The sequence below is a fragment of the Actinophytocola sp. genome, assembly GCF_049647105.1.
Taxonomy (GTDB): domain Bacteria; phylum Actinomycetota; class Actinomycetes; order Mycobacteriales; family Pseudonocardiaceae; genus Actinophytocola.
Genome location: NZ_JBARWZ010000161.1, coordinates 22688 through 35580, shown reverse-complemented (window position 1 = coordinate 35580; position 12893 = coordinate 22688). Strand labels below are relative to the sequence as shown.

The window sequence follows — 12893 nt, the reverse complement described above, 5'->3', positions numbered from 1 at the left end:
CCTGCGTTCCACAGATAATCGGGATCTGATGACATGTCTGGTGGCGTCGTGGCAGGTCAGGACGTTGCGACCTAGCGGAAACACCGAAAACGCCTAGTGACACGTTTCGCGTGGCTACCCGCAGTGACCTGCAGGCTCTGCTTGTTCTCCTAGGAGGTCGATCGCTAGGGTCTGCTGTCGTGTATGTGAAGCGCTCGACGCGGCGGACCGGCGACGGCCGGGTGGTCGGCTATCTGCAACTGGCCCACAACGAGTGGGACCCGGCGTCGAAGTCGTCGAAGACGAAGGTGCTGTACTCCTTCGGCCGGGAGGACCAACTCGACGTCGCCGGTATCCGAAGGCTGGTTGCGGCGCTGTGCCGGCTGCTGGGGCCCGGCGAAGCCCTGTCCGCGACCACTTCGGCCGATCTGCGGTTCGTCGATTCCCGGCCGCTGGGCGGGGCGTTCGTCCTGGACGGGTTGTGGCGAAAGCTCGGCATCGACACCGCGATGCGATCGATGCTGACCGGCACCCGCAGGGATGCCAAGGTCGAGCGGATCTTGTTCGCGCTGGTCGCCAACCGGGCCCTGGCACCGTCCTCCAAGTTGGCCGCGACCCGCTGGATCGAGCACGACGTGCACATCGACGGCCTGGACGCTGTCGTCGACGAGGCCTGCTACCGGGCGATGGACTGGCTGATCGAGGCCGAGCCGGAGCTGTCGCGGATCGTCTACGACAACACCGCGACTCTGCTGAACCTGGAAGTCGACCTACTGTTCTTCGACACCACCTCCACCTACTTCGAGACCGAGGACGCCGACAGCCCGGCCGGTCGCGACGAGCGCGGCCGGGTCGTCGACGGTGACGGCGATGACGTGGTGCGCGAGACCGGGTTCCGGACCTTCGGCAAGTCCAAGGACTCCCGCCCGGATCTGCCGCAGATCGTGGTCGGGATGGCCGTCACCCGCGACGGGATCCCGGTCAGATGTTGGGCCTGGCCCGGAAACACCGCCGACAGCGCCCTGATCCGGCAGGTCAAGGACGACATGCGGGACTGGTCCCTGTCCAGAATCGTATGGGTTGCCGACCGCGGGTTCACCTCGGCGGCCAACCGCCGCTACCTGCAGAAGGCCGGCGGTCACTACATCCTCGGCGAGAAACTGCGCGGGGGCACCCCGGAAGCCGACGCCGCATTGTCCCGCCAGGGCCGCTACCGAACCGTTGCGGACAACCTGCAGATCAAGGAAGTCCGCCTCGACGCCGACCTGGCCGACGACCGGTTCGTGATCTGCTTCAACCCCGACGCCGCGACCCGTGACGCGGCGATCCGGGCGAAGATGGTCGCACTGCTGGACGAGACCATCGCCGGATCCGACAAGCTCGGCAAGGACAAGCGCGCCGAGTTGCGCGGCGTCATCTCCACCAAACCCGGCCTGAAACGCTATCTGCGCACCACACCCGGCGGGCTGCTGCGCATCGACAAGAAGGCCGTCGACGCCGAAGCGAACCTGGACGGCAAGTTCCTGCTGCGCTGCTCCGACCCCAAGCTGACCGCCGAGGACATCGCCTTGGGATACAAGCAACTTCTCGAAGTCGAGCGGGGATGGAGAGACATGAAGCAGATCATCGATCTGCGGCCGGTCTACCACCGTGTCGAGGAGCGCATACGCGCCCATGTCCTGCTCTGCTGGCTCGCGTTGTTGCTCATCCGCATCGCCGAGACCGGCACCGGCCAGACCTGGACGACGCTGCGCGAGGAACTCCAGCGCCTGCACCTGGGCACCTTCACCGGCCCGGCCGGGGCGTTCCGGCAGCGCACCGAGCTGACCCCGGCGGCCAAGAAGATCCTCGACGCACTCGGCCTGCCCGAACCCCGCCGCGTCCACGAGGCCACACCCGCGACCCCCTGACCAGCCACGACACCACCACCTAGTGACACGCCCCGTCACCGGGCAAACAGTCGTTCCCGCAGCTCAACCACTGTTTTCACCGACCAGTCAGCAACCTGATCTGTGGAACGCAGGACACTCCGCGAACAGTTCGCCTTCCTGTGGCCGGGTGGGTCGTTACTCGAAGAACTTCAGGCTCCAGCCGGTGTCCACGTTGGGGCCTGGGACGTTGGCTCGGCTGTAGGCGATGTTGCCCCACCACAGGAACGATCCGGTGTACCAGTGTCGGTTTTCCCAGGTGTACGGCGTGCCCTTGGCCACCGCGTGGAACATCGACGGGAAGTTGGCGCCGGGTGGGGGGCTGGTGCCGATGTCGCCGTTCAGCAGGACGAACGTGTGGTGGCCCGGACCGTCGACGTACAACGTGGGATCCCAGCCCGCCATCATGGTCTCGTGGTGGGAGCCGAAGAGGCAGCCGTTGGACTTGTACCAGTCCCACACGTAGGTCGGGTCGCCGCCCGCGCGAAGCCGCAGGTCGGCGAGGCAGTAGTGGTCGCTCCAGCTGCCGTTCGCCGAGTACACGACGTGCAGCTGGCCGTTCGGGTCGATGATTGGTTCGGGGCCTTCGTTGATGAACGGGTTGCCCACGACGCGTTCCCAGCTCTCGCGCGGCTGGGAGATCACGTACCGGCCGCCGGTCGGCGTCACCGGGTCGCCCATCCGCGCGATGTAGAGGTTCTGCTCGACGTTGGTGTCTCCCTCCCAGCCGGACCAGACGAACCAGCGCTGCCCGCCGAAGGTGAACAGGGTGCCGTCGACGGCCCACTTGTCGTCCGGCAGCGCGAGCCGCGTCGCGGCGCCGTAGCCGCTGTCCGCGGTCGCCGAGCTGATCGCGTACATGCGGTGCGCACCGCCGGCGCCCGCCGAGAAGTAGATGTAGAACCGGCCCGAGTCCATGACGATCTCCGGTGCCCACACCTCACCGAGACCGCCCGTGTCCGACCACACCTGTCGCTCGGGCGCACCGGCGAGTCCGTCGGTCGAGGACGCCTGCCGAACAGCGATGCCGCCGCCGGTCGACTGGACCGAGATGTACGTGCCGCCCACCCGCAGAACGCTCGGATCGGCGGCACGCAAACCGGTGTTCCCGGCGACAGCGTCGTTCGGTGCGACCACGCCCACCACCCCGGTGACCACGAACGCGAGGACGAGGAACACAGAACGGAGCAGTCGCATGGCCAACCTCCGGGACCCGGCGGTCACCCCGACGTGACCGCGAAGCACTGTCACCGAGCGTGCCTTGTCAACTCTTCACCGGTCAAGTCCCAACTTTGTCGAAGACTCACCGGCCTGCCTTGTGAGTCGCACTACGGGGGTTGTGGACGGTGGGGCATTCGCGGCAGATCGGACTGTCCGGTCCCACCTGACCGCCCTATCGGCGTCGGTCAGTTCGATTTCACCCGCGGTTCGATCTTCAGCTCCACAAAGCAGTTTCCGAGGCGAGAGCAGCGGCAGCTCGCGCGACGCGCCTTCTGGAAGAGATACAACGATTCATCTCGCACAACCCCGCGACGACCATCGGGCGCCAGGCGTTCGCCGACTTCTTCCTCGGCCCACAAGGACAGGCCCTGATCGCGGCGGGCTCCGACATCCAGCGAATCATCGCCACCGTGGAAATCTTCCGCGTCCAGGACGGCCTGATCACCGAACACTGGAGCGTCGTGCACGAACAACCGGCCAATCCCCACAGCATGTTCTGACCCGGCACCCACCCAGGCCAACCCGGTCAGCCAGCCCTGGACCGATCACGCCCGGTTTCAGTGCACCGTGCCGTCACAGCGCCTGCGCGGGCCGCCTCCGACGGCGGACGCAGAGCAGCACACCGGCGCCGATCATGGCGACGGCCGCCAGCAGCAGGTCGAGGACGGACGATCCGGTGAGGGCAAGGCCGTGCATAGCGCCGGTCGGACCGCTGCCGTCAGGCGCGGGTCCCGGTCCTGGTCCGGGATCCGGCCCTGGGTTGGGATCAGGCCCCGGACCGGGGTCGGTTCCGGGGATCGGAGTGTCGGTGGCACAGGCCGTGGCACTGGCGCACGAACCGCCCGACTCGGCGTCCGGGAGCACCGTGTTGCGCAGGCGGCCGTCCCCGGTGACCGGGCTGTTCGCCGTCACGGAATACGTGACCGTGGTGCTCTCGCCGACCGCGAGCGCACCCGACCACGTCAGGTTCGGCGCGGCGAAGGTTGCGCCCGCCGCCGCGTCGCCGTCGTAGGTGGCGTCGTCGAGCACACGGGTCAGGTCGTCGGTGAAACTCGCCGGTTGGGCGTCGGTGTAGTCGGCCTGCCCGACATTCGTGACGGTGATCGTGTACCGAAGTGTGACCGGGTCGGTCCCCTCGACCGTCACCGCCTTGGCGACCGTGTAAGCCCGGACCGGCACGATCGTGGTGCACACCGGATCCCCGGTCCCTTCCGGACAGCCGCCCCCGGAACCCGGCGGGGTGACCACGGTGTTGACGAGCGAATGGTCGCCGGTGTCCGGGTCGGCGACCGTCACGGTGTAGTCGATGGTCACGGTCGAGCCGATGCCGAGCGCACCCGACCAGGACAGCAGCGGTTGGGCGTACGTCGCGCCGCCGGTGATCGAGGACTCGTCGAGCACCGCGTCGTCGAGGTCGTCGGTCAGGTCGTCGGTGAACGACGCCGGGGCCTGCGCCGTGAAGGCGTAGCCACCGGTGTTCTCGACGGTGATCCGGTAGTCGACCCGCTGGCCGGGGACGACCGGCGGCTCGGTCAGTGCCACCTTGGTGACCGTGTACGCGGCGACCAGGACCGTGGTGGTGCACTGCTCGGCGACGGCGCACTCACCGTCCTGTCCGGGGACGACCACGTTGGTCAGCGTGGAATCGCCTCGCCCCTCGCCCTTGACGGTGACCTGGTAGTTGATCACGACTGCTTCGCCGACCGCCAGCGGACCCTGCCACCTCAGCGTCGTCCCCGAGACCGTGGCGCCACCGGTCACCGCGCCGAGGACGGCGTCGTCGAGGACGTCGGACAGGTCGTCGGCGAAGCTGGCCGGGGTGGCGTCGGTGAATTCGACGCTGCCGGTGTTCATCACCGTGATCCTGTAGGTCACTGTGTCGCCGGCATGCACCACCGCCGACGACGTGGTCTTCTGCACCGCGAAGCTTGGCACGCCCGTGGTGCTGGGGCAGGTGGTGGCGTCGTCGGTGTCGTCAGCCGGGGTGGGGTCGGTCTCGTTGCCCACGACGGTCACGGTGTTGGTGATGCGGTCGGCCTGGGTGGCGGCGGTGGTCCCGCTGAAGGAGACCGTCACCGCCTCGCCGACGCCGAGGGGTCCGCCGGCACAGCTCATCGCGCCGTTGACGATCGCGCACCCAGGTGAGGTGGTCGTGGGATTCACCAGGGCGGCAGGCGTCGCGTCGTTCAACACCCACCCGCTGGACACCCCTGGCCCGTCGTTGACGACGGTCATCGAGTACGCGACCGTGCCGCCGGGGACGAAGGTCGCCGGCGCGTCCTTCACGACACGCAGGTTCACCGGCGCGCCGGGATAGGACGTGCCGTCGTTGTTGGAGGAAGCCGGCCCGGGAATGCTGGACACCAGCGTGAAGGTCGGGGTGGCCGAGGTCGGGTTCGCCACCGCGATCTGGTAGACGCGACCGGTGACATTGTTCGAGACGCCGATGTTCCCGTTGCCATAGACCCACTGCGCGCCATAGGGGTCGTTCGCCATACCGAGCCCGGCGAGCGGGAACGAGCTGACCGCACCGCTCACGGGGTTGATGCGATACATCGTCTGACCCTCGAACACGGCCCAGATGAAGCCGTCCTTCCAGACGATGTCCGACACGTTGGGCACGGCGGCCTGCGGCGGCACCGCCGTCGCGACCAGAGTGGTCACGTCGATGCGGAAACAGCCTGGTCGAGCTTTGGGCGTCCCGGACGTACATGAAGCCGTCCCCGCCGAACGTGGCCTGGTTGTAGCCGAGCACGGGCAGACCGGTCACCGCGCCCATCGGGGTGACCGTGCCACCCTGACCGACGCGCAGCAGGTTGCTGCTGTCGGGGGCACGCATCGCGTAGATGTACATGTCGGCGGGGTTGAACGCGATCGCGTTGTAGCGTCCGCCGGACGCGGGCCCTTCAGGGCTGAACGAGATCGCGCCGGTGCCCTGGACCGCCTGATACAGGCGGGTATCGTCACCCTGGGCGACGAAGACGAGCCCTGGCCCGACCGGGAACGGATCACCCGGTGCCGCGAGCGCGGGCGGCACGACGACGGTGATCGTCGCGAGGGAGAGCACGACGGCCACGCCCATCAGCATGGCGGTGAGCACGCACCTTCGACTTCATATCCCGATCCTGTAACTCCTATCAGAAGTGTGCAGTGCCAATCGAGTGCCCAACACGAACCCCACCCGATCGTGGCTCACTGAGGTGATCTCACCGACCTGACCACCGGCAAGATCTTCTACCGGATCCGAACCGCAAACGACACCGCGAGCTCCTCGACCTGCTCAAAATCTCTCCGCGCCCGCTGGCCCGGGGAGAAACCGTATGTCGTCTGCGACAACTTCTCCTCACACCGCCACCCCAGTCCGTGTTCCGGCACGCGGGACAGCGTGTTGACCACCACGTTGGCAGGCCCCAGCCTGGAGATGCTCTGTTTCCGGATCTCGAACATCCTTTGTGGACTGTCAGTGCGTTGGAGAGGGACGGGAGGACTGCTGCGATGCCGGAGTTGCATGGTGGTCAGATGCTGTTCAGTGTCGCTGAGTTCGATTCCCTGTATGGCAGGCGGCGTCTTGCGGACGTCGACATGGATCGTCCGGTGTGGGAGATTCCCGGGCCGCGCGACGCGGTGGTGCGCTGGCACGAGGCCGGTCTGATCACTGGGCCGGTGCTGGACGCGGGTTGCGGAGCGGGGTCGAACGCGTTGTGGCTGGCCGGGCAGGGGTACGGCGTGACCGGTTTCGACGGCTCCGCCTCGGCGGTCGCGCAGGCCCGGTCCCGAGCGGAGGCGGTCGGCCTGACCGGCATCGAGTTCGTACAGGCGGATGCCGCCGCACTGCGCTTGGCGGGTGGGTACGCCACAGTTGTCGATTCGGCGCTCTACCACTGTTTGGCCGAACCGGCGCGCCGTGCCTATCTGGCCGGACTGCGCCACGCATGCCTGCCGGGGGCGCGGCTGTTGATGATCTGCCTGTCCGACGCGTTGCCCCGGCGGTTGCCGGGCCCGTTTCGTATCACGCGTGACAGCTTGTACGAAACGCTGCCCTTGGAGGGGTGGATGATCATCGGGCTGCGGACCGGCACGATCACCATCGGGTTCACCGCCGATCTGATCCGCCGGGCGATCAGCGCGATGGGCCTGCCGGATTTGCGGGATGGCGATGTGGAGTTCACCGCCGACGGCCACGCGCTGTACCCGACGTGGGAGGTTGTCGCCGAACGCCGTCGTGTCTGAGCCGGTCGGTCAGCACCGCAGCACCGGTGTGCTGCGGTCGGCGGCCGAGAGCAGGGGGTCGGAGTGCTGGTGGACGATCCACCAGCGGTCTTGGGCGGGTTTGGCGCCGAGGGTCACCCTTCGCAGCAGCAACTCGGTGCCGGGCCCGTGGTCGAACTGTTCGACGCGGCAGCTGTGGGCGAAATCCGAGGTGACGATGTCGCGCACGACCTCCTGGCTGAAGCGGACATCGGCTTCGGACCGCAGGGCGCGCGAGACATGGTCCATGCGCGCGGCGACCCGCGGCCAGCCGACCAGCACCCCGCCGTAGGCACCCATCAGGCAGACGTCGTCGTCGTGGGCCCACAGTGCCTTGTACGGTTCCGGGTCGCCTGCGGCGAACCGTGTGGCGGCGGCGGTCAGGGCCGCGGAGAACTGGTCCCAGCTCATCGGGGATCTCCTCGTCGGACCTGTTCGATGACATCGGCGAGGGTGGGGCTGGTGAGCAGGATGGTGACCGGCAGCCGGGTGTGCAGTGCCTGTTCCAGGCGGCCGCGCAGTACGACGCTCAGTACCGAGTCGATGCCCAGACCGAGCAGCGGAGCGTGGTCGTCGAGGTCCGCGCGGGCGATGCCCAGGTCGGCGGTCACCACCTCGCGTATGACCTCGGCCGTGTCCTGGGCCGCGATCTCGGGCCGGGCCCGCGCGTCCGCCGGCGACGCGGCCAGCTCGGCCATGACGCTGGTGCGCGGGCGGGCCGTGCCCGGCAGGAGGGGGAGTACCACGGCGTACGGCCCGGCGGTGGCGTACTCCCAGGCCGCGAAGGCCGCGGCCTGGGTCAGCTTGCCGATCCCCGCCGCACGCAGTTCGGCGTCCACGACCGCGTTGGCCCCCATCCCGAGGCCGCGCCACGACGTCCAGGCCAGGCTCACCGAGCCCGCGCAACCGGCGGCTCGTCGCTGGTGCGCGAGCCCGTCGAGGAACGAGTTCGCCGCGGCGTACGCGGCCTGGCCGGGCAGGCCCAGCAAGTGCCCGCAGGAGGAGAACAGGACGAAGAAGTCCAGCGTGCCGGGTGGGAACAGTTCATGCAGTGCGCAGGCCCCGCCGACCTTGGGCCGGAACACGGCGCGCAGTGACGCCTCGTCGGTCTCGGCCACTGTCCGGTCGGCCAGCACGCCGGCGGCATGGACGACTCCGGCCACCGGTGGGAGATCCAGAACGTCCGGGGACAGCGCTCGCCGCAGGGCGACCGGGTCGGCCGCGTCGGCGGCGACCACACGGACTGTCGCGCCGACCGACTCCAGCGATCGCACCACGGTGACCCGCGGGTCGCCGTGCTCCCAGCGGTCGCGCGACGGCAGCGGTGTTCTGGACAGGAGAACCAGCCGTCGCGCGCCACACCGGACCAGCCACCGCGCGGTCGCCGTGCCGAGTGCGCCCAGTCCTCCCGTGATCAGGTAGCTGGCGTCGGGACGGCAGCGCATCCGGCTCCGCTCACCGGGTCCGGCCACCAGCCGCGGGACCGACCAGCCCGACTCGTCCACCCGGATCACACTCTCGCCGCGGGCTTGTCCGAGCACGGCCAGCGCCGCCGCCGCCACGCGGTCGTCAGGCTCCGGCATGTCGAGGTCCAGGACGCCGCCCCACAGGTGCGGGTACTCACTCTCGATGATCCGCCCCAACCCGAACAGCGCGGCATGCCCGGCTGCGGCCCGCTGGGTGGTCGCCCACAGCCGCGGCCCGGCCGGGGCGGCCGCGAGCCGCTGCGCGGCCTGGATCAAACGAAGCGCGGAACGGGCCGCGAGTTCGGCCGGTGGTGCGTCCGCCTGGGGCGGGGCCAGGACGAGGACCGCATCGGTGTGATCGCCAAGGTGTCGTTCGTCCAGCCGACCCGGGTCCGCGACGACCAGACAGGCACCGGTGGCGGCGCGTTGGAAGACGGCGGCTTGTTCGGGTGTGCCGATCAGCACCAGACGCCGAGGGGCGGCGGCGTCCGGTTCCGCCGACCCGGTCCGCCAGACCTGGCCGAAGACCAGATCCTGCGGGCGGGCGGGCGCGGGCGGCTCGAACTGAACGTCGTCCAGTGCGGCGATCAGGCCGTGATGAGGGTCGAACACCTCGATCCGGTCACCGGGACCGGGCCGGCTCTGGATGATCACCGTGCGGCCAGGCCGACCGTAGAGCGCCAGCCGCCCGATCCGGCCGGGCGTCCCACCCGGACAGCCGAGCCACAGCGCGGCATCGAGTACCGGCGCCCACGATCCGGCGCTGCCTTCCGGCATTGACACCACCGCGCACGGCTGTCCGCTGGTCACCGAACGGGAGTGCCAGGCGAAGGCCGTGCCGGTGGCATCCGGGTCACCGCCCTCGGACGGCCCCGGAACGGAGGGGGCAGTGAGGGCGTGGGGTGGCGGTGGGCCGCCGATCGCGCCGCTGAGGTGGCTGTCCGGGTCGCCGGGGACGCCGGAGGTGATCTCCAGGCGGCCATCCTGTCTGGTGACCCACACTTCTCGCGGCTCCCCGGTCAGCGGGACGCCCAGCACGACGTCGGACAGCGCCGACCCGGGGGCGGCGGCGGCGAGTGTCGCGAGCAGCACGGCCGAGGGGACGGTCTCGGATCCGTCGACCGTGTTCGTGCCCGGGTACGGCTTGTTGTCCGGGGCCAGCCACGTTCGCCAACAGGTCAGGCCGCTCCGGGTGGGCCCGGTGATGCGCCGGCCGAGCAGGGTATGGCCGGCCGGGTCGTGCAGCGCGGGTGCGGGAGTGCCGACCGGACCGGGCAGTCGGTAGGAGTTGTGCTGCCACACCGTCCCGGGCAACCGAGCGAGTGAGCCAGGCGCCAACGCCGTCCAGTCCAAGGACACGCCCGCGCAGTGCAACTGGGCGAACGCGGTGTAGATGGCCGTCCGCTCGTCCTGGCCACGGCGCAGCGTGCCGGTGGCCAGCGCCTCCGCGACCCCGGCGTCGTCGAGTACCTCGTGGATGGAGTGGGTGACCACGGGGTGGGGCGCCAGTTCCGCGAACGTCCGGTACCCATCGGCCAGCGCGGCCGCGATCGCCTCCCGGAACAACACTGGGCGGCGCAGGTTCGCCGCCCAGTAGTCCGGGCCGAACATCGTGGTGCCAGGGGCTACCGTGCTGTACACCGGCACGGCCGCCCGGTGGTGCGCGAGCCCGGCGACGGCCGAGGTGAGCCGCCGCGTCAACGGATCCATGTGCGGGCTGTGGAAGGCGACGTCAGCCGCCACGTCCCGCACCGTCAGCCCCCTGTCACGCCAGGTGTCCGCCAGTTCGGCGACGGGGGCCGGATCCCCGGAGATCACCGACGCGTTCGGGCCCGCGTGCACGGCGACCACCACGTCACGCCGGCCGGTGAGCTCCTCGTGCACTCGCTCGGGGGACAGGGACACCAATGCCATCCGCCCGCGCCCCGCCGCGCGACGCAGCAGCACAGACCGCCGGCACACCAACCGGGCACCGTCATCCGGAGTGAGCACACCGGCGGTGACCGCGGCGGCGATCTCACCGACCGAATGCCCGAGCACCGCGCCCGGCCGCAGCCCGTAGGCCCGACACACCGCAGCGAGCCCGATCTGCATGGCGAAGATCAGCGGTTGGATCCGGTCGACGCCGGGAAAGTCACCGGATTCCAGGAGCTTTCCCGGCGAGACCCCCAACTCGTCGTCGAAGACCGGCTCCAGCGCGGCCAGTGCCGCGGCGAACGCGGGTTCGGTGTCCACCAGGCTCCTGCCCATGCCGGCCCACTGGGAACCGTGTCCGGAAAAGACCCACACTGGCTCGCGCGGTGTGCCGTGCGGCACCCGGCCGGACACCACCGCGCCGGGCCGGTGGCCGTCCAGCGCCGCCAGCAACCCGTCGCGGTCGACCGCCACGGCCGCCATCCGGTGCCTCATGTGCGTACGGCGGTTGGCCAACGTGTGCGCGACGTCCTCGACCGACAACGAGTCCGCGTCCCGAATCCGGTCGGCGAGGCGACTGGTGTACATGCTCAGCGCCTCGGGCGACGCGGCCGAGCAGACCACGATCCGCGGCCTGTCCCGTTGTGGTGCCCGTGCCGACGGTTCGACCTCTGGCGCCTCCGCCACGACCAGGTGAGCGATCGTGCCGCCGTAGCCGAAGCTGGACACAGCCGCACGACGGGGCCGCCCAGCCTGCCTCGGCCACGAACGTGGCTCGGTCGCCAGGGCCAGACCGCTGGCCGGCCAGTCCACTTCGGACGATGGCAGCACAGAACCGGCCAGACCGGGGATCAGCTCGTGCCGCAACATCAGCACCGCATGGATCAACCCGACGACCCCGGCCGCCGCCTCCAGGTGACCGATGCCGCCCTTCACCGAACCGATGGCACACGGCGTAACGCGACTCCGGGCCGCCCCATATACGTCGGCCAGTGCGGCTAGTTCGGCTCGATCGCCCCGCCGGGTGCCCGTGCCGTGCGCCTCGACATAGTCCACCTCGCCCGGATCGACTTCTGCGCACGCGCACGCCGCGCGGATCATCGCCGCCTGCGCCGTCTCGCTCGGCTCCATGATGCCCTGGGTGCGGCCGTCCTGACAGACCGCGCCACCGAGGATCACCGCCAGCACCGGATTGCCGGCACGCTGCGCATCGGCCAGCCGCTGCAGGACCACCACGCCACAACCCTCGCCCCGGCCGTACCCGGCCGCGTCAGCAGCGAACGGCCGCGACCGGCCGTCCGGAGCGAGCGCACCGGCCAACTGCAGACTCCGCACCGGACCGGGTGCCAACGACAACGCCACACCACCGACGATCGCCAGGTCAGACTCCCCGGCCGCCAGGCTCCGACAGGCCAGGTGCGCGGCGACCAGCGACGCCGAGCACGCGGTGTCCACCGACAGGCTCGGGCCGCGCAGATCCAGCGCGTAGGAAATCCGATTGGCGGCCGCGCACTGCCCCGCACCGATCCCACTCCAGGCCTGCACCCGCGGCAGATCTTCCAGCAGCCGCCTGCCGTAGTCCGACGGACCGATACCCACGAACACCCCGCTCCGGCCACCCGCCAGGCCCGCAGCGGACAAACCCGCGTCCTCCACCGCCTCCCAAGCAACCTCCAGCAGGAGCCGGTGCTGCGGATCCATCTGCGCCGCCTCCCCCGGCGAGATACCGAAAAAACGGGCATCGAAAGCGAACGGATCGTCCAGAAAAGACCCACGTCGCGAGGTCCCGCGCAGCGCCGAAGCACTTTCCGGACTCACCTCGGAATAATCGTCCCAGCGGCCCTCTGGGACATCGCCCACCGTGCACGATCGACTCCGGGAAAACTCCCAGAAGTCCGCCGTGCCAGCGATATCCCCCGGCAACCGACAGGCCATCCCCACCACCGCGACATCGAGACGGTTCCCGCTCATGTAGGCCCCTCAGGGTGTGGTCGAGCGTTGGAAGTTTCCTAACCGGATGCGTGACGTACCAAGCAATTGTTGGGTCTCATCCACCGCCTGACCACTGTCGCACCGGCCTGATGGGCGGACAAGCTTACGTTTCGCACAGTGGAACGGAAGTTATGCGAGGTTCCGC

7 protein-coding genes and 1 pseudogene are annotated in these 12893 nt (G+C 69.5%); 2 read left to right on the top strand and 6 right to left on the bottom strand.

Translation table 11 applies throughout. From position 1 onward, the window contains the following. Positions 1–179 precede the first annotated feature (179 nt). Positions 180–1889: an IS1634 family transposase gene (locus tag WBA97_RS20370; protein WP_424232460.1), complete on the top strand. Its 1710-nt coding sequence runs from the start codon at positions 180–182 to the stop codon at positions 1887–1889. A 156-nt stretch (positions 1890–2045) separates the two neighbouring features. Here the strand turns inward: WBA97_RS20370 and WBA97_RS20365 are convergent, their stop codons facing one another. The 4 genes and pseudogenes from WBA97_RS20365 to WBA97_RS20350 all read right to left on the bottom strand — a co-directional run. Further along, a complete protein-coding gene (locus WBA97_RS20365; RefSeq protein ID WP_424232459.1) occupies positions 2046–3104 on the bottom strand; it encodes a glycoside hydrolase family 43 protein in 1059 nt (352 codons plus the stop codon). A gap of 209 nt (positions 3105–3313) precedes the next feature. Further along, the gene (locus WBA97_RS20360) at positions 3314–3601 is read right to left on the bottom strand and encodes a hypothetical protein (RefSeq protein ID WP_424232458.1); all 288 of its coding nucleotides are present in this window, start codon (positions 3599–3601) and stop codon (positions 3314–3316) included. A gap of 100 nt (positions 3602–3701) precedes the next feature. Then, positions 3702–5798 carry a DUF6923 family protein gene (locus WBA97_RS20355; RefSeq protein WP_424232461.1) on the bottom strand — a complete coding sequence of 699 codons (2097 nt, stop codon included), beginning with the start codon at positions 5796–5798 and terminating at the stop codon, positions 3702–3704. A 22-nt stretch (positions 5799–5820) separates the two neighbouring features. Beyond that, positions 5821–6210: pseudogene (locus WBA97_RS20350) on the bottom strand (DUF6923 family protein); the annotation flags it as partial. Positions 6211–6491: 281 nt separating this feature from the next. On the opposite strand from WBA97_RS20350, the gene WBA97_RS20345 reads away from it, so the two are divergent. After that, on the top strand, positions 6492–7358 hold the full coding sequence (locus tag WBA97_RS20345; RefSeq protein WP_424232457.1) for a class I SAM-dependent methyltransferase: 867 nt from the start codon (positions 6492–6494) through the stop codon (positions 7356–7358). Between the two features lie 9 nt (positions 7359–7367). On the opposite strand, the gene WBA97_RS20340 is transcribed toward WBA97_RS20345, so the two are convergent. Further along, the gene (locus WBA97_RS20340) at positions 7368–7787 is read right to left on the bottom strand and encodes a hypothetical protein (protein WP_424232456.1); all 420 of its coding nucleotides are present in this window, start codon (positions 7785–7787) and stop codon (positions 7368–7370) included. Next, positions 7784–12727 carry an acyltransferase domain-containing protein gene (locus WBA97_RS20335; protein WP_424232455.1) on the bottom strand — a complete coding sequence of 1648 codons (4944 nt, stop codon included), beginning with the start codon at positions 12725–12727 and terminating at the stop codon, positions 7784–7786. Before WBA97_RS20335 ends, WBA97_RS20340 begins: the two co-directional genes overlap by 4 nt. Positions 12728–12893: the final 166 nt, after the last annotated feature.

Excerpts from the sequence above, each read along its gene's own strand:
- WBA97_RS20365 (WP_424232459.1), bottom strand. The coding sequence starts at position 3,104 with ATGCGACTGCTCCGTTCTGTGTTCCTCGTCCTCGCGTTCGTGGTCACC.
- WBA97_RS20340 (WP_424232456.1), bottom strand. The coding sequence starts at position 7,787 with ATGAGCTGGGACCAGTTCTCCGCGGCCCTGACCGCCGCCGCCACACGG.
- WBA97_RS20335 (WP_424232455.1), bottom strand. The coding sequence starts at position 12,727 with ATGAGCGGGAACCGTCTCGATGTCGCGGTGGTGGGGATGGCCTGTCGG.